Origin of the sequence: Cytobacillus depressus, from assembly GCF_008923245.1 — a bacterium.
GTDB classification, from domain to species: Bacteria; Bacillota; Bacilli; order Bacillales; family Cytobacillaceae; genus Cytobacillus; species Cytobacillus depressus.
Genome location: NZ_WBOS01000001.1, coordinates 891,792 through 906,707, shown reverse-complemented (window position 1 = coordinate 906,707; position 14,916 = coordinate 891,792). Strand labels below are relative to the sequence as shown.

Annotated in this window: 16 protein-coding genes and 1 other annotated feature (1 of these 17 cut by a window edge); of the genes, 13 read left to right on the top strand and 3 right to left on the bottom strand. The window is 39.9% G+C overall.

Annotation, left to right across the window (positions count from 1 at the left end):
* Positions 1-103, top strand: a sequence feature (ribosomal protein L20 leader region) (it extends 26 nt beyond the left edge of the window).
* Positions 104-235: 132 nt separating this feature from the next.
* The 5 genes from infC (at position 236) to F7731_RS04345 (ending at position 2,453) form a co-directional block, all read left to right on the top strand.
* Positions 236-739 carry a translation initiation factor IF-3 gene (gene infC, locus F7731_RS04365; protein ID WP_151533530.1) on the top strand — a complete coding sequence of 168 codons (504 nt, stop codon included), beginning with the start codon at positions 236-238 and terminating at the stop codon, positions 737-739.
* 15 nt (positions 740-754) lie between these two features.
* Positions 755-955, top strand: a complete 201-nt coding sequence (rpmI, locus tag F7731_RS04360) for a 50S ribosomal protein L35 (RefSeq protein ID WP_066292584.1) — start codon at positions 755-757, stop codon at positions 953-955.
* A 25-nt stretch (positions 956-980) separates the two neighbouring features.
* Positions 981-1,340, top strand: coding sequence for a 50S ribosomal protein L20 (rplT, locus tag F7731_RS04355; RefSeq protein ID WP_151533529.1), 360 nt, complete (start codon positions 981-983; stop codon positions 1,338-1,340).
* Positions 1,341-1,410: 70 nt separating this feature from the next.
* Positions 1,411-1,674, top strand: coding sequence for a DUF1294 domain-containing protein (locus F7731_RS04350; RefSeq protein ID WP_151533528.1), 264 nt, complete (start codon positions 1,411-1,413; stop codon positions 1,672-1,674).
* A 206-nt stretch (positions 1,675-1,880) separates the two neighbouring features.
* Entirely contained in the window at positions 1,881-2,453 is a 573-nt protein-coding gene (locus F7731_RS04345; RefSeq protein ID WP_151533527.1) for a TVP38/TMEM64 family protein, read from the top strand.
* Positions 2,454-2,727: 274 nt separating this feature from the next.
* Here the strand turns inward: F7731_RS04345 and F7731_RS04340 are convergent, their stop codons facing one another.
* On the bottom strand, positions 2,728-3,144 hold the full coding sequence (locus tag F7731_RS04340; RefSeq protein WP_151533526.1) for a sigma-w pathway protein ysdB: 417 nt from the start codon (positions 3,142-3,144) through the stop codon (positions 2,728-2,730).
* 543 nt (positions 3,145-3,687) lie between these two features.
* On the opposite strand from F7731_RS04340, the gene F7731_RS04335 reads away from it, so the two are divergent.
* Positions 3,688-4,179: a dUTP diphosphatase gene (locus tag F7731_RS04335; protein ID WP_151533525.1), complete on the top strand. Its 492-nt coding sequence runs from the start codon at positions 3,688-3,690 to the stop codon at positions 4,177-4,179.
* An 81-nt stretch (positions 4,180-4,260) separates the two neighbouring features.
* The gene (locus F7731_RS04330) at positions 4,261-5,346 is read left to right on the top strand and encodes a M42 family metallopeptidase (RefSeq protein WP_151533524.1); all 1,086 of its coding nucleotides are present in this window, start codon (positions 4,261-4,263) and stop codon (positions 5,344-5,346) included.
* Between the two features lie 75 nt (positions 5,347-5,421).
* Here the strand turns inward: F7731_RS04330 and sspI are convergent, their stop codons facing one another.
* Positions 5,422-5,628 (bottom strand): small acid-soluble spore protein SspI, encoded by a 207-nt coding sequence (gene sspI / locus F7731_RS04325; protein WP_151533523.1) that lies wholly within the window; start codon positions 5,626-5,628, stop codon positions 5,422-5,424.
* Between the two features lie 149 nt (positions 5,629-5,777).
* Here sspI and F7731_RS04320 point away from each other — a divergent pair, with 149 nt between their 5' ends.
* From F7731_RS04320 to pheT, 3 genes are all read left to right on the top strand, one after another.
* On the top strand, positions 5,778-6,530 hold the full coding sequence (locus F7731_RS04320; protein ID WP_151533522.1) for a TrmH family RNA methyltransferase: 753 nt from the start codon (positions 5,778-5,780) through the stop codon (positions 6,528-6,530).
* Positions 6,531-7,167: 637 nt separating this feature from the next.
* Positions 7,168-8,205 carry a phenylalanine--tRNA ligase subunit alpha gene (gene pheS / locus F7731_RS04315; protein ID WP_151533521.1) on the top strand — a complete coding sequence of 346 codons (1,038 nt, stop codon included), beginning with the start codon at positions 7,168-7,170 and terminating at the stop codon, positions 8,203-8,205.
* Positions 8,206-8,226: 21 nt separating this feature from the next.
* On the top strand, positions 8,227-10,641 hold the full coding sequence (gene pheT, locus F7731_RS04310; protein ID WP_151533520.1) for a phenylalanine--tRNA ligase subunit beta: 2,415 nt from the start codon (positions 8,227-8,229) through the stop codon (positions 10,639-10,641).
* A 28-nt stretch (positions 10,642-10,669) separates the two neighbouring features.
* Here pheT and rnhC read toward each other — a convergent pair whose 3' ends face one another.
* Positions 10,670-11,626 (bottom strand): ribonuclease HIII, encoded by a 957-nt coding sequence (rnhC, locus tag F7731_RS04305; RefSeq protein ID WP_151533519.1) that lies wholly within the window; start codon positions 11,624-11,626, stop codon positions 10,670-10,672.
* Between the two features lie 392 nt (positions 11,627-12,018).
* On the opposite strand from rnhC, the gene zapA reads away from it, so the two are divergent.
* The 3 genes from zapA (at position 12,019) to polX (ending at position 14,895) form a co-directional block, all read left to right on the top strand.
* On the top strand, positions 12,019-12,279 hold the full coding sequence (zapA, locus tag F7731_RS04300) for a cell division protein ZapA (RefSeq protein WP_151533518.1): 261 nt from the start codon (positions 12,019-12,021) through the stop codon (positions 12,277-12,279).
* A gap of 3 nt (positions 12,280-12,282) precedes the next feature.
* Positions 12,283-12,825, top strand: coding sequence for a CvpA family protein (locus F7731_RS04295; RefSeq protein ID WP_151533517.1), 543 nt, complete (start codon positions 12,283-12,285; stop codon positions 12,823-12,825).
* A gap of 351 nt (positions 12,826-13,176) precedes the next feature.
* Positions 13,177-14,895 carry a DNA polymerase/3'-5' exonuclease PolX gene (gene polX / locus F7731_RS04290; RefSeq protein WP_151533516.1) on the top strand — a complete coding sequence of 573 codons (1,719 nt, stop codon included), beginning with the start codon at positions 13,177-13,179 and terminating at the stop codon, positions 14,893-14,895.
* Positions 14,896-14,916: the final 21 nt, after the last annotated feature.

The following is a 14,916-nucleotide window of genomic DNA, read 5'->3' as shown; positions in this document are numbered from 1 at the left end:
CACCTGATTGACGCAAAGTGCAGTTGGCAGGTTTTACGTAAACATGAATGTTTAAATTTTGTACGTAAAGTGTGGGTGATTTCATCCACACTTTTTTATTTGTCTATAACAGATTATGTTATGTATTTCTTGCGAATGAAGCTTTCGTCTGGTGCAAATGGGCAAGCTTAGGCCTTCTTCACCCAAACGTTGTATTCGCAATTAACCTTGGAGGTGTCTAACTATTAGCAAAGATATGTTGTTAAACGAGGGTATTCGCGCCCGTGAAGTTCGTCTAATTGACCAAAACGGCGAGCAATTAGGAATTAAGTCAAAAAACGAAGCACTTGAAATTGCTTCACGAGTGAATCTTGATGTTGTTCTTGTTGCACCGAATGCAAAGCCTCCTGTAGCCCGTATCATGGACTATGGAAAGTTCAAATTCGAGCAGCAGAAGAAAGATAAAGAAGCTCGTAAAAACCAGAAGATCATTAGTGTTAAAGAAGTTCGTCTAAGTCCGTCAATTGATGAACATGATTTTAATACAAAGCTTCGCAATGCAATTAAATTCCTTGAAAAAGGCGATAAAGTTAAAGCGTCAATCCGCTTCAAAGGCCGTGCGATTACCCATAAGGAAATCGGTCATCGTGTATTAGTCCGCTTTGCTGAAGCTTGCACAGAAGTAGCTACTGTTGAATCACATCCGAAAATGGATGGCCGCAGTATGTTCATGATGCTAGCACCTAAAATTGAAAAGTAAGAGGAGGATTTCCAAATGCCAAAAATGAAAACTCACCGCGGCGCTGCTAAGCGTTTCAAAAGAACAGGATCTGGAAAGCTTAAGCGTCACCATGCTTACACAAGCCACTTGTTCGCAAATAAATCTCAAAAACAAAAGCGTAAGCTTCGCAAAGGAACTCTTGTTTCTTCAGGCGATTACAAACGCATCCGTTTCTTATTAGTAAATCTTAAGTAATATCCGATATTAGGAGGGAAATAATATGCCACGTGTAAAAGGCGGTACAGTTACTCGCAAACGTCGTAAAAAAGTTCTTAAATTAGCTAAAGGTTATTTCGGTTCAAAACATACATTATATAAAGTTGCTAACCAACAAGTTATGAAATCTTTAATGTATGCTTACCGCGATCGTCGCAACAAAAAGCGCGACTTCCGCAAACTATGGGTTACTCGTATTAACGCAGCAGCTCGCATCAACGGTCTTTCTTACAGCCGTTTAATGCACGGTTTAAAGCTTGCTGGCATCGAAGTTAACCGCAAAATGCTTGCTGAATTAGCAATCGCTGACGAAAAAGCATTTGCTGAATTAGCATCAGTTGCAAAGCAAAACTTAAGCAAGTAATAATATAGATGAAGCCATTCTCATAAAGAGGATGGCTTTTCGCTATTTTACATATGATGAGAGGATAGAGATGATTAATACAATTATAACTTTGTTTTTCATAATGAATCTAGTAGGCTTGTATTTAATGAAAATTGATAAGAAAAAGGCAAAGGCTCGACAATTTAGAATAAGGGAAAGCACATTATGGCTCGTCGCTTTTTTATTCGGGGCTGTAGGTATGACAATTGGAATGAAAACCTTCCGTCACAAAACAAAGCATTCTCAGTTTAAATATGGTTTGCCCATCCTTTCAATTATTGAAATCGTTCTCTTCCTATACGCAATTGTCTAGCTGCGGCGCCTAGGGGCTCGAGGTCTTAAGCCAAGCAGACAAGAAGGTTAAAGAACAACCTTCCTGCCTGCTTGTCTTATGCTTGTCGCCCCTGACCAAGGCGCCTCCGCTTTTCTATTAATCAATTGTCATAACCACTGAATTCCCTCATATGCTGTAAAAGAAAGTTATCAGCACGATAGACAGCATAAAGAGGGTGAGTAAGAATGAATGATCAATTATCATTGCTGTTTGTGATGATTGAAACAGCCGGTGTATTAGCCCCTATTGCCTTTATATTATTTCATATTTTAAGACAGTTTTTGTTTATTCCCGTCCCACTTGTCTGTCTAACGGGTGGAATATTATTTGGCAGCTCTTTTGGGAGTCTATTTTCCCTTATTGGCCTTATGCTTAGTAGTATTCTATTTTATTTTCTTATTAACCGTATGCCCAAAACACATGCAAAGCTATCTAACTTAAAAAAGCGCTGGTTTGGAGAATATCGGAATTTGAGCGTAGGTCAAGTGGCAGTATTAAGACTCATTCCATTTATACATTATCATCTGCTCAATTTCTGCCTTATTGAACGAAATAAAAGCTTTCAGGAATATGTTAAAAATTCTTGGATCACCAATTTGCCATTAGCCATTTTTTATACGGTGTTTGGGGAATTTATTAGTCGTTTTACCCCGTCAATTATTGTGATCATTCTAATGTCTTTAGGAATTCTTGTTTACGTTCTGAGGGAAAAAGTTGCGATAATTAAGTGGAAGGAATTTTTTGCACGTTCAGAATAGATAAATTGTCAGCGAAGAAGCAAATTCGACGAAGTCGCCAATTTTAGGAATGAAGTACGACGGACAGGACAAGGAGAGCTTCGTAAGCATAATCATCGCACGAAGTAAAAGCGATAGCTTTTACGAGGATGTCCTAGTCGGGCGAATGCCACAGGACGTGGCCGCCATGAGCGCGATAAGTGCAACTACCTCTGTCTTCGCCTTTACAAGGCTCGCCAATCGGCGAGTTTTCTTTAAAGAGGCATAGAAAAACGTTCGGGTTTTCCGAACGTTTTTAACTATGGATTCCAAATGGTGTATCTGGCGTCTTACTTTTCTCCATAAATTCTTTAATCGGACTTTTCCAATCAATTTTTGCATTCGGATATTGTTCGTGAATTTTTCTTTCGATAAATTGTAAATCCTCACGCACCATTCCTTTTAATGAAGCGAGATTTCGGGGCCATATAAAGATAGAGATCACCTCAAAGGCATTGTCAGTCGTCCCTAAATATTTTTCCCCTTCAAATAAAACCCCTTTATAAGTAGTCAAAAAGTTCTTGCGTACATTGTCCCCGTCATCTAAGAAAAAATATCGCTTCTGCTCATGGGCAAGTTCAAGCTTCCGTTTCGGATTTAATAAGTACTTAATTACGCTATAGAAGAGAAAAATAATAAGTGCAAAGAGCAGGAAGCGAATTAACCACATCATAACAAGCCCCTCCAATTGTATTTTCCTATCATTACGATTGATAGCTAAAAAAGTTTCAACTTTTCTTCAATTTGTTATAATTTCTTAGAGGTTGTTCAAAAAGTCCGGGAAAAATTCCTCGAAAAAGAAAAGCACTTTTTCTTCGTGCGATGTTTATTCGAGAAGATCATTCAAAGAGCTGTCGAATTTCTGCCAATCTAGTTCCAGTGCCTAGCCCGTCGAGGTCATAAGCCATCTTAGTGCGTGGCTAAAGATCGTGCCACTACGTATGCCGTCTTATGCTTGTCGGACTTGCACAGGATGTGCTGACATCGACGTTCGCCACAGGACGTGGCGGTTTTTAGTCGATGTTCCTTCGCAAGGCACTTCCACCTGTTGAAGTCAGCTTGCTGCTCCGCTCCTCACGTATTAAAAGCATACGCTTCGGTGCTCGCAGACTGCGCTTCCTCGAACTTCTCGGCTCTTTTTGTCCTCCTTTTTGAACGCATACTTTTATGTCTTTTTGAAAATAATCTTTAAAGATTTGAATGAGGATGGTGTTATATGAATTACAAAAAGTTATTTGCGATGCAAAAGGAACTGGATCATCATATTGAAACAAAGCATCAGCTGCAAAATGAAAATTTATTTGACCGTAAAGTGCTTGCTTTACTTGTCGAATTAGGTGAGCTTGCCAATGAAACAAGATGCTTCAAATTTTGGAGCTTAAAGCCCTTGTCCGCAAGGGAAACGATTTTAGAAGAATTTGTAGACGGTGTTCATTTTATCCTTTCACTTGGGCTGGAGTGCGCTTTTGAACAGGAAAGTGATTTCATTGGGCATACTAATGGAAAGCAATCTCTTAATGAGCAGTTTTTATTTGTTTTTGAGAAAATAAATCAATTTAGAAATAGCAAAGAAATAAAAGATTTTAAAGAATTAGTACATGCATACTTACACTTAGGAGACCTCTTAGGATTTACGGCAGAAGATATCGAAAATGCATACATCGATAAAAATGAAGTGAATTATGAAAGACAGCAGCAAGGATACTAAAATAACAGTTTGCTAATTCTTTCTATTAAATGCAGACTTTTGTATAATAATAATCAAATACATACTAAGGGAGTCGAAATAATGACAAAACTTGATGAAACATTAACGATGCTGAAGGATTTAACGGATGCAAAGGGAATTCCGGGGAATGAGCGCGAACCGCGTGAAGTAATGAAAAAATATATCGCTCCTTATGCCGATGAAGTGACAACTGACGGATTAGGAAGCTTAATCGCTACAAAGGTTGGGCAAGAAGGCGGACCGAAAATCATGGTGGCAGGCCATCTCGACGAAGTAGGCTTTATGGTAACAAATATTGATGATAAAGGCTTCCTTCGTTTCCAAACGGTGGGTGGCTGGTGGTCACAAGTCATGCTTGCCCAGCGTGTAACAATTGTGACAAACAAAGGGGATATTACTGGTGTTATTGGGTCAAAGCCTCCCCATATTCTTTCACCAGAAGCGCGTAAAAAGCCAGTGGACATAAAAGATATGTTTATCGATATTGGTGCTTCTAGCCGTGAAGAAGCGAAAGAGTGGGGTGTTAAACCTGGGGATATGGTGGTCCCATATTTTGAATTCACGGTTATGAATAATGAAAAAATGCTTCTAGCAAAAGCATGGGATAATCGAATTGGCTGTGCAATTGCGATTGATGTTCTTAAATCGCTTAAAGATGCTGATCATCCAAATGTTGTGTTCGGTGTGGGCACAGTGCAAGAAGAGGTTGGTTTACGTGGTGCCCGTACATCTGCACAAAAAATTGAACCGGATATTGCATTTGGTGTTGATGTAGGAATTGCTGGCGATACACCAGGGATTACTGAAAAAGAAGCATTAAGCAAAATAGGCAAAGGCCCGCAAATCATCCTTTATGATGCTTCGATGGTTTCTCATAAAGGCTTACGTGATCTCGTTACAGATACTGCGGATGAGCTAAATATTCCTTATCAATTTGATGCTGTACCAGGCGGGGGAACAGATTCAGGTGCCATTCATTTAACACATAATGGCGTACCTGCACTTTCCATCACTATCGCTACACGCTATATTCACTCTCACGCAGCAATGCTTCATCGTAATGACTATGAGAATGCGGTAAAATTAATTTCTGAAGTTATCAAGCGCCTTGACAGAGAGACTGTTGACCGACTTACGTTTGCGTAATATGATATGATGGTTTAATTTTAAACAAAGAAAAAAGATGAGCCCGCCGCTCATCTTTTTTCTCTATCCCAGTTTTTATTTCAATCCGCTCTCCAAAGTCTGCAGCATTTCCTGCTTGTCTTGCTCAGATGAGTTCTTCCAAATGACTTCGAAGAGTACTCCAAGTCCAGGGAGCATTTTTTCCTCTCCATTTTGAATAGCATCAACAATTGTATCTTTTAGCTCGCCCTGTGTATTGCCAGAAACATTGTGTATGATTGCGTTCCTCAAGTTTAAATTCATTTTCAGCACTCCTTCCATAAAATATAAATCGTTATTATGATTTCATCTTTTGGATTTATTATGTATTTTATTTAGGATATAATAATGAAATTGAATAAAATAGCGAAAGGCATGAAAAGGCCCCGCAATACAATAAAGGAGTGAGAGAGTTGAAATATATTCACTCTGCCAGCAACCCACAAGTGAAGCAATGGAAAAAGCTTTTAACAAAAAAAGAAAGAGATAAGACAGGAACATTTATAGTTGAAGGCTTTCATTTAGTAGAGGAAGCGCTATTAAGCAATCGTCTAGAGGAAATTGTAGTTAGTGAGAATACAGGATTGCCGCCGTCATGGGATTATGGAGATATTCCGGTGACAATGGTAACGAAGGAAATTATTCAGAGCTTATCGGATACGGAAACACCTCAAGGAATCATAGCCATTTGCCGTCAGCAAGAGATTAACTTGGATCAGCTGAATGGCAATAAATATTTGCTGATCGATGCAGTTCAGGATCCTGGGAATTTAGGCACAATGATTCGTACAGCAGATGCGGCTGGTGTTGATGCAATAATAGTTGGGGACGGAAGTGTTGATATATACAATCCGAAGGTCCTTCGCTCCGGACAAGGCAGTCATTTTCACCTGCCAATTTTAAGAGGAAATATCTCTGAATGGATTCATAGGCTTAAGGAAGAAGATATACCTGTATACGGTACAGCATTAGAAAATGCGAAAGAGTATACGGAAATTAATGCAACTGGAAATTTTGCTTTAATCGTCGGTAATGAGGGAAAAGGTGTCAGCAAAACGATTTTAACAGAAACAACAGCTAATTTATACATTCCTATTTATGGGAAGAGCGAATCGTTAAATGTCGCTATAGCAACTGGAATTCTCCTTTATTATTTGCGGAATTAGGAACAGTGGTATAGCCTTTTGGTCATAGGGGAATAATTCCCATTTACAAGTGAGCAGCTGCCGTGGTGGACGTTTTCAAGTATAAAACCGGGGCAAATTGTCCTTGAGGGAAAACATTAGAGGTATAGTCGCCTATTTTTGCAAAAAAATTTGAAACTATAAGCAGAATATACTATAATAACAGGAAAATTATATTGTTATAAAACAATGACGGAGAAAAGTAGCTTGCATGGAACTTTTAAGGGAGAAGATGCCTAGACTGGGAGCATTTTCAAAGGGAAGGCAAGGGAAATTTCACCTCCTGAGTTGGCATCGGGACCATTGACTAGCTATTTGAGTTAGATACTATCTAGCTCCAGCGGCTAGCCCCTCGAGGTCATAAGCCAATCCTCCCAGAAAGGTAAAGAACACCTTTCCGTGAGGCTCGTCTTATGCTTGTCGGGGCTGACAAAGCCGCTTCCGCTTTTAAATGTAAAGATGTACCGGCTTATTGCCGTTATCCGAATGAAGTGAATACATAGGCTTTATTTTTGCTTTTGTATTAAAAAGGGTGGTACCGCGAATCCAAAACCTCGTCCCTTTATGGGATTGGGGTTTTTTATTTTGCAATAAAAGAATTAAAAGGAGGATTTTTCACATGCAAGAGCGTTTAAAGGAATTGCAAACTGAAGCATTGGAAAAAATCAGTCAAGCAACTGATTTAAAAGAATTGAATGATATTCGTGTCTCCTATTTGGGAAAAAAAGGGCCGATTACAGAAGTATTAAAAGGTATGGGTAAATTATCAGCAGAAGAGCGTCCAATGATGGGAGCCCTTGCGAATGAAGTAAGAGATGCCATTGCATCAGGAATTGAAGAAAAACAAACAAAATTAGAAGAGGCGGCTGTCCAAGCAAAGCTAGCAACAGAGAAAATTGATGTTACATTACCTGGAAGACCAGTAAGAACGGGCAACCATCATCCGTTAACAAGAATCGTAGAAGAAATTGAAGATTTATTTATTGGAATGGGCTATACCGTTGCCGAAGGGCCAGAAGTGGAAAAAGACTATTATAACTTCGAAGCTTTAAACTTACCGAAGGACCATCCAGCCCGAGATATGCAGGATTCATTCTACATTACAGAAGAAATGCTACTTCGTACACAAACATCTCCTGTACAGGCGAGAACGATGGAAAAGCACAACGGAAAAGGGCCTGTAAAAATTATTTGCCCAGGAAAAGTGTTCCGTCGCGATAATGATGATGCTACTCATTCTCACCAGTTCATGCAAATTGAAGGGCTTGTTGTCGATGAAAATATTCGCATGAGTGATCTGAAAGGTACTTTAGAAGTATTTGCGAAAAAACTATTTGGGGAAGACCGTGAAATTCGTTTGCGCCCAAGCTTCTTCCCATTCACTGAACCGTCTGTAGAAGTAGATGTCTCTTGCTTTAAATGCGGCGGCAAAGGCTGTAATATTTGTAAAAAAACAGGCTGGATTGAAATTTTAGGAGCAGGAATGGTCCATCCAAATGTACTAGAAATGTCAGGCTTTGATTCAAAAAAATACACTGGATTTGCCTTTGGTATGGGAGTAGAGCGAATTGCCATGCTGAAATACGGCATTGACGATATCCGTCATTTCTATACGAATGATGTGCGTTTCTTAAAACAGTTTTCAATACAAGAGTAGTGAGGAAAAGGAGGACAAATCATGTTTGTTTCTTATAAATGGTTGCAGGATTATGTAGATTTATCAGGTATTACTCCCGCAGAGCTTGCTGAAAAAATTACGAGAAGCGGGATTGAAGTTGAAGGCGTAGAAGTCCTAAATGAAGGAATTCGCGGTGTTGTCGTTGGACATGTGCTAGAAAGAGAACAGCATCCAAATGCAGATAAATTAAATAAATGTTTAGTAGATATCGGTGGAGATGAGCCTGTACAAATTATTTGCGGCGCAGCGAACGTAGATAAAGGCCAAAAGGTTGCCGTTGCTACAGTTGGAGCAGTACTTCCAGGCAATTTCAAAATCAAAAAGGCAAAGCTGCGTGGGGAAGAATCCAATGGGATGATTTGTTCACTACAGGAGCTTGGCATTGAAAGCAAGCTCGTAGCAAAGGAATATTCGGAAGGCATTTATGTGTTCAATCAAGACGCTGAGGTCGGAACAGATGCAATCGAACTATTGCATCGTGATGACCAAGTGTTGGAGCTTGGCTTAACACCAAACCGTTCTGATTGCTTAAGCATGCTAGGTGTCGCTTATGAAGTGGCTGCGATTTTAGGAAAAGAAGTAAAGCTTCCAGAAACAGACCATGCTGAAGCTGTCGAAAAAGCTTCTGATTATATTCGTGTCGATGTAGAAGCGACAGAAGATAATCCATTATATATCGCAAAAGTCATTAAAAATGTACAAATTAAGCCATCTCCACTATGGTTGCAAGGGAGATTAATGGCAGCAGGCATACGCCCGCACAATAATGTAGTTGATATCACGAACTATATTTTGCTTGAATATGGCCAGCCTCTTCATGCGTTTGACTATGATCGTCTAGGTTCAAAGCAAATTCTTGTTCGCCGTGCTAAAGACGGGGAAGTCATTCAAACGTTAGACGAAGCGAAAAGAGAGTTAACCTCTGATCATCTTTTAATTACAAATGGTGAAGTGCCAGTCGCTCTTGCAGGTGTCATGGGAGGACTTGACTCTGAAGTACAAGCTGATACAAAAACAGTTCTTCTTGAGTCAGCTTACTTTAAAGGAGCAACGGTTAGAAAGTCATCTAAAGATCACGGCTTACGAAGCGAGGCAAGTGCTCGTTTTGAAAAAGGTGTAGATCCAAATCGAGTAAGTGCGGCGGCTGAAAGAGCTGCACATCTACTAGAGAAATATGCAAATGGTGAAGTATTAGCAGGCTCTGTTGAAGCAAATACGCTTAAAGTTGAGCCAGCTGTCGTGTCAGTCACATTAGAGAAAATTAATCGTGTACTTGGCACAACATTAGAAATGCCAGAAGTTGAAGATATTTTTGCTCGTCTGCAATTTGAAATGAGCGTCGATGGCGATTCAGTGATTGTAACCGTGCCAACTCGTCGCGGGGATATTACGATTGAAGAGGATTTAATTGAAGAAGTGGCAAGAATATTTGGCTATGACAACCTAGGCTCTACTCTTCCAATCGGCTCATCAACTCCTGGACACCTGACAGCTTATCAAAATAAACGCCGAACTGTCCGCAGATACCTTGAAGGTGCAGGATTGTATCAAGCCATTACTTATTCATTAACGAGCGGATCGAAAGCAGCTCAATATGCATTAGAAACGAGAGAGCCAATTCGTCTCGCTATGCCGATGAGTGAAGACCATAGTACACTTCGATTAAGCATTGTTCCTCAGCTTTTAAGTGTCTTAAAGCATAATGCAGCACGCCAAAACGATCATCTTGCTGTTTATGAAATTGGAGATGTATTCCTGTCAAATGGAATGGAGGATTTGCCAGATGAACGCGAGCATCTTGCCGGTGCTGTAACAGGTTTATGGCTAAGCCATCCATGGCAAGGTGAGAAGAAGCCGGTTGACTTCTTCGTTGTAAAAGGAATTCTTGAAGGCTTGTTCGCCCGTCTTGGTCTTGAAGACTCAATCGAGTATCGTCAAGCCGTACGCGATGGCTTACATCCTGGAAGAACAGCTGAAATCCTTCTGAATGGCGCAGAGATTGGCTTTATTGGCCAAACACATCCAACAGTGGAAAAGGAATATGATTTAAAAGACACTTATGTATTTGAGCTTTCTTTAAAGGCGATTTTAGAAGCTGAGATAGCGCCATTACATTATCAAGCGATTCCACGTTATCCATCGATTACGCGAGATATTGCGCTTGTTGTAAATAAAGAAACGGCTGCTGGAGAGCTGGAAGGCATCATTAAAGATGCAGGCGGGGTTCTATTGAAGGAAGTCCATGTATTTGATTTATACGAAGGTGATCGTATGGAGGAAGGTAAGAAATCTATTGCCTTCTCATTGAAATACTTTGACCCAGAACGTACATTAACAGACGAAGATGTCGTGAAAGCACATGATAAAGTACTGAATGCTGTGAAGGAAAAAGCCGGAGCTGTGCTTAGAGGGTAAAAAAAGGGGATGCCATTGACGGCATCCTCTATTTTTTGTACTTAGCAGTAAATATTCTTTTTGCTTTATCGGTATTCGCAAAATGAAGCTTGACGTATGCTGGAAGAATGTCCAGCCCTTTTTCATGAATAAGCCGGGCTGCCGCCTCATCCACCTTTGCCCCTGCTCCCTTTGTCAGCTTGAAGCCTGCTTCTTTTGTTAGCTTTTCGAAATGCTGAATAAATGCATATCTTGCTAGTATAGATGCCGCCGCAACCGCTAAATGGATACCTTCAGCTTTCGTGCTAAAAAAGACATTTTGCCTATGCACGACAGATTCCTTTTTTAAATGTTGATAATAGATTTCCTCTTTAGCAAATTGGTCAATTAAAATCCCATCTGGCTGTTCTGGAGCAATTTTAGTTAAAACATGTCCAATCGCTTTATTATGCAGAAGAGCTTTCATTTTGCCTTGTGACATACCGGATTTTTGCAGCTTATTATATTTTTCATTATGCAAAGTTAATAAACTATAAGGGATAATATCTTTAATTTGCTTGGCGATATTGACAATTTTTTCGTCATTTAAGTCTTTTGAATCCTTTACGCCTAGTTCCTTCAATAAAGGAATCTGTTCCTTTTTTACATATGCCGCAACAACCGTAATTGGGCCAAAGTAATCTCCTGTTCCTACTTCGTCTGAACCAATGACAGAAAGTGAGCTAATATTTTCAGGAAGATGATCTCGTTTTACTTTTTCTTTTTTTACAGAGGTAGACGAGGCTCCTAGTGGCTCTAAAGGGTAGTGGCCCCATTTAGCTGCTTCCTCTGTGCAGCCGCTCCCTTGAAATAATACTTTTCCAGATTTATAGGCGGTAATCGCACAGCTTGGAGTTTTTGCCGCAAATACTCCCCCTTGTGGGGTTTTATCGGATAAATATGCGCGGTAATAAATTTTCATTTCCGCAATTTCGTCAATAGCCTTTACAAGTACAATATTACTCATAGATCTTCTCCTTTATCGCAGATTAACGGGCTGTAAGACCCCCACCTCAAGAAGTTGCGAGATCAAAAAATTTCTAAGTGGGGGATCTAACAGCCCGTAAAGGCCCGACGACGGACAGGATGTCCTAGTCAGGCGAAAGCCGCAGGACAAGGAACACTACGGCAGCTCTACATCGCACGACCAAAAGCAGAGCTTTTGGGAGGACGTGGCGGTTTGAGCGTGATAAGTTCAACTAACATTCAGTGGGGGAAGGGCACTCCCACTGAATGAAGTTTCACTTTATTAAAAACGTTTACATCTTCTGTGCTTTTTTGACATGCTTCTACTTCCCAGGTTTTTATGTTTCATGTTATGATATGGATTAGGATTCTATTGGAATGGAGGCATACATATTGTCAGATGAAAAAAAACGTACAAGTGTAGATATATATGGTCAGCAATATATTATTATCGGTACAGAAGATCATAGCCATATACGCCATGTTGCCTCAATGGTCGATGATAAAATGCGTGAAATCAGTTCCAAGAATCCATATCTTGACACCGCGAAACTAGCCGTATTGACGGCTGTCAATGCCGTAAATGATTATATTAAGCTGAAAGATCGCTTAGAGCGGCTTGAAAATGAATTAAAAGAGAAAAGGACTGAATAAGTCATGCTAGATCTCGCGATAATTATTTTGTTAATAATGGGTTTTTTCATTGGGCTAAAAAGGGGCTTTATTTTACAAATAATACATATAGTTGGCTTTGTTATTGCATTTATCGTTGCCCATATGTATTTTGAAAAGCTGGCCCCTAAATTAACTTTGTGGGTTCCTTACCCAAACCTCCAAAGCAATTCGACCATTCGAATGTTATTCGATCAAACGAATCTGGAAGATGCCTACTATCGCGCCATTGCTTTTGTCGTGATTTTTTTTGCGGTCAAAATTGTTCTCCATATGATTGGAAGCATGCTTGATTTTGTCGCCAACTTTCCGATCCTGAAGCCATTAAATATTTGGGCAGGCGGAATATTAGGGTTTGTTGAAATATATCTTATCATCTTTATTCTATTATACATAGCTGCTCTTGTACCAGTAGACATCATTCAGAATGCGTTAAATAATTCCTTTATGGCTAAGGGAATTGTTGAAAATACTCCGGTTATTTCTAATTTGATAAAGGAGATGTGGATTGAATACATAGCCTCATAAAGTGAAACTTCATTCAGTGTGGGTTTCACTGAATGTTAGTCCCGTTCTACTTTCTCTAATATCAAGGCTAACGCCCTGATAAAGAGACAGTACGAACCCGATTGGTTCAACTAAGCCGATGAAAGACACATCGGCAAGTTTCACTGTATCTCACCAATAGGGATTTTACGGGCTGTTGGATTTTCTACTTAGAAGTTTATGCTAACTTAACTTCTTGAAGTAGGAGATCTTACAGCCCGTAAACCTGCGATAACTTCTCTAAAGCAGAGAAGTTTTCTTTTTAAACAGGTAAAAATTTAAGTAATTGGAACAATATGTACATACAAGTTTTTTAAGAAGCAGGTGCTAACAATGGGAATGAACAAAAAAGATGTAGTCAGACACTTGGAAACGATTGCAATTTATATGGAGTTAAAGGGAGAGAATTCGTTTAAAATAGCTGCCTTTCGAAAAGCAGCAGCTGCACTCGAAGCAAATGATCAAAGTTTATCCGAAATAGAAGATTTCACAAAGTTACCCGGAATTGGAAAGGGAACTTCCGCTGTCATTGATGAGTATATAAAGACAGGTAGCTCAGCGGTGTTACAGGAGCTAAAGGAAGAAGTGCCAAATGGCTTAATTCCTTTGCTGCAGTTGCCGGGCCTTGGGGGCAAAAAAATTGCTAAGCTGCATAAAGAGCTCGGAATTGAAAATGCGGCTGATTTAGAAGCTGCCTGCCGAAAAGGGCAGGTTCGGGTTCTTGCGGGATTTGGAGAAAAATCAGAAGAAAAGCTTCTAAATGCATTAAATCAAGCAGGGAGCCGACCGGAACGCCTGCCGCTCGCTTTCATGCTACCGATTGCCGATCAGATTGAGTCGACTTTGAACGAAATAGCTGAAGTAGAGAATTTCTCAAGAGCGGGCAGTTTAAGACGAATGAAGGAAACGATTAAAGATTTAGATTTTATTATTGCAACGGAGAATCCTTCTCTTGTAAAAGAAAAATTATTAGCCTTCCCGGGAATGAAGGAAACGATTGCTGCTGGTGATACTAAAGTTTCTGTCGTTTTAGAAGGCAGTTATGATGTTTCTGTCGATTTTCGTCTAGTAAAACCTAAAGAATTTGCCACGACGCTGCACCATTTCACTGGCTCTAAAGAACATAATGTAAGAATGCGCCAGCTTGCTAAAGAACGTGGCGAAAAAATTAGTGAATATGGTGTCGAAAATAATGAAACTGGAAAGGTCACAACTTTTACAACCGAAAGAGAATTCTACGCTCATTTCGGTCTGCCATATATCCCGCCTGAAATAAGGGAGGATGGGAAAGAAGTCGAAGAATATTCAGCTGATATAGATTTAATCACTCTTTCTGATATAAATGGGGATCTTCATATGCATACGACTTGGAGTGATGGTGCCCATACAATTGAAGAGATGGTTGAGGCCTGCCGGGCAAAGGGCTATAAATATGTAGCAATTACGGATCACTCACAATATTTAAAGGTAGCAAACGGTCTTACTTCTGAAAGGCTCAGACAGCAAAAGGAAGAAATTAGACGTTTAAATGAACGCTATAATGATATTACCATTCTCTCAGGTGTAGAGATGGATATTTTACCAGATGGGTCATTAGATTATGATGATGAATTGCTTGCCGAAATGGATATCGTTATTGCTTCGATTCATTCTGCTTTCTCGCAGCCGAAAGCGAAAATCATGGAGCGGCTGAAAACAGCATTAAAAAATCCCCATGTTGACATTATTGCGCATCCTACAGGCAGAAAGATCGGCATTAGAGACGGCTATGAAGTCGATATGGAAATGTTAATTGAATTAGCAAAAGAAACGAATACGGCTTTAGAATTAAATGCGAATCCGAACCGCCTAGACCTTGCGCCGCAATATATACGTCAGGCGCAGGAAGCAGGCGTAAAAATCGTCATCAATACGGATGCTCATAAAAAAGAGACGTTGAATCATATGGCAATTGGCGTTTCCACAGCGAAAAAAGGCTGGATTAAAAAAAACAGCGTTCTGAATGCAATGGAAATTGATGAGCTGCTTGAGTTTTTAAATAATAAAGCGTAGAGTGCCGAATAGCTAATAGCT

Excerpts from the sequence above, each read along its gene's own strand:
- infC (WP_151533530.1), top strand. The coding sequence starts at position 236 with ATGTTGTTAAACGAGGGTATTCGCGCCCGTGAAGTTCGTCTAATTGAC.
- rpmI (WP_066292584.1), top strand. The coding sequence starts at position 755 with ATGCCAAAAATGAAAACTCACCGCGGCGCTGCTAAGCGTTTCAAAAGA.
- rplT (WP_151533529.1), top strand. The coding sequence starts at position 981 with ATGCCACGTGTAAAAGGCGGTACAGTTACTCGCAAACGTCGTAAAAAA.
- F7731_RS04350 (WP_151533528.1), top strand. The coding sequence starts at position 1,411 with ATGATTAATACAATTATAACTTTGTTTTTCATAATGAATCTAGTAGGC.
- F7731_RS04345 (WP_151533527.1), top strand. The coding sequence starts at position 1,881 with ATGAATGATCAATTATCATTGCTGTTTGTGATGATTGAAACAGCCGGT.
- F7731_RS04340 (WP_151533526.1), bottom strand. The coding sequence starts at position 3,144 with ATGATGTGGTTAATTCGCTTCCTGCTCTTTGCACTTATTATTTTTCTC.
- F7731_RS04335 (WP_151533525.1), top strand. The coding sequence starts at position 3,688 with ATGAATTACAAAAAGTTATTTGCGATGCAAAAGGAACTGGATCATCAT.
- F7731_RS04330 (WP_151533524.1), top strand. The coding sequence starts at position 4,261 with ATGACAAAACTTGATGAAACATTAACGATGCTGAAGGATTTAACGGAT.
- sspI (WP_151533523.1), bottom strand. The coding sequence starts at position 5,628 with ATGAATTTAAACTTGAGGAACGCAATCATACACAATGTTTCTGGCAAT.
- pheS (WP_151533521.1), top strand. The coding sequence starts at position 7,168 with ATGCAAGAGCGTTTAAAGGAATTGCAAACTGAAGCATTGGAAAAAATC.
- pheT (WP_151533520.1), top strand. The coding sequence starts at position 8,227 with ATGTTTGTTTCTTATAAATGGTTGCAGGATTATGTAGATTTATCAGGT.
- rnhC (WP_151533519.1), bottom strand. The coding sequence starts at position 11,626 with ATGAGTAATATTGTACTTGTAAAGGCTATTGACGAAATTGCGGAAATG.
- F7731_RS04295 (WP_151533517.1), top strand. The coding sequence starts at position 12,283 with ATGCTAGATCTCGCGATAATTATTTTGTTAATAATGGGTTTTTTCATT.
- polX (WP_151533516.1), top strand. The coding sequence starts at position 13,177 with ATGGGAATGAACAAAAAAGATGTAGTCAGACACTTGGAAACGATTGCA.